The organism is Mesorhizobium sp. M0923, assembly GCF_040319365.1.
Classification (GTDB): Bacteria; Pseudomonadota; Alphaproteobacteria; order Rhizobiales; family Rhizobiaceae; genus Mesorhizobium.
Map to the genome: position 1 here is coordinate 1 of NZ_JAMYNW010000061.1, position 1,033 is coordinate 1,033.

Genomic DNA, 1,033 nt, shown 5'->3' on the forward strand with positions numbered 1-1,033 from the left:
GGGCCTGTTGCGTAATTCGCTGATTGTGATTCTCTGAGGTGGACGGTCTGAGGGAATCGCGATGGCAGTGAAGCAGACGGGCCAGTTGAGCTTGGCGGAGGCTTTTCTAGGCACCAAGCTTGTGGGCGGCACTTCGCCGCTCGACCGATTGTCGGGTCTTGTGAAGTGGTATCGGTTTGAGAAACTGCTCAACCCGCTGCGTGATGGCGGTCCGGGTCGGGCGGCTTGGCCACCGCTGGTCCTGTTCAAGGCGCTTTTGTTGCAATCGCTCTACGGGCTTTCGGACCGTGAGTTGGAAGAGGCGCTTGGCGACCGGCTGTCGTTCCGGCGCTTTGCCGGGCTCGGGCTGGAGGAGAGCATTCCCGATCACACGGTGCTTTCGCGCTTTCGCAATCTGCTTGTCGGCGAAGGTCTGCTCGATAAGTTGTTTGGCGAACTGGACCGGCAGTTGGAGAAGGCCGGCGTGATCCTGAAGCGTGGCACGATGCTGGATGCCACGCTGATCAATGCGGTCTCGTCACCGCCGACGCTTGAGCGGCCGTCGAAGGATCCAGATGCCCGCATTACCGCGCGGCAGGGCAAGGGCGGCTTCACCTTCGGCTACAAGGCTCATGTCGGGGTCGATGAGGGCTCTGGCCTGATCCGCACGGTGATCACCACACCAGCCAACGTCAACGACACGGTCGTGGCTGACACCTTGATCTGCGGCGACGAGAAGACGGTTTGGGCGGACGCCGCCTACGACACCCATGCCCGCCGCGCCCGGCTCAAGGCCGAAGGCAAGAAGGTGCGCATCGCGCGCCGCCCCAACAAGCATCATCCGCAGCTGCCGCCGCGTCTCAAGCACTACAATCGCTTGATCGCCAGACGCCGGGCGGCGGTGGAGACCACCTTTGCTACCCTCAAGTGCCGCATGAAGCTGACCACGATCCGCTATGTCGGGCTGGCCAAGGCGACCGCCCAGGTGACGATGGCGGCGATCGCCTTCAACATGCGCCGATGGGCCGCTATCGCGGGATAGGTGCGCCTGAGT

General features: G+C 63.1%; 1 protein-coding gene. It reads left to right on the top strand.

Annotation, left to right across the window (positions count from 1 at the left end; genetic code table 11):
• Positions 1-61: 61 nt before the first annotated feature.
• Positions 62-1,021 (top strand): IS5 family transposase, encoded by a 960-nt coding sequence (locus NKH89_RS35620; RefSeq protein WP_352683297.1) that lies wholly within the window; start codon positions 62-64, stop codon positions 1,019-1,021.
• The last annotated feature ends 12 nt before the right edge of the window (positions 1,022-1,033 follow it).

Excerpts from the sequence above, each read along its gene's own strand:
- NKH89_RS35620 (WP_352683297.1), top strand. The coding sequence starts at position 62 with ATGGCAGTGAAGCAGACGGGCCAGTTGAGCTTGGCGGAGGCTTTTCTA.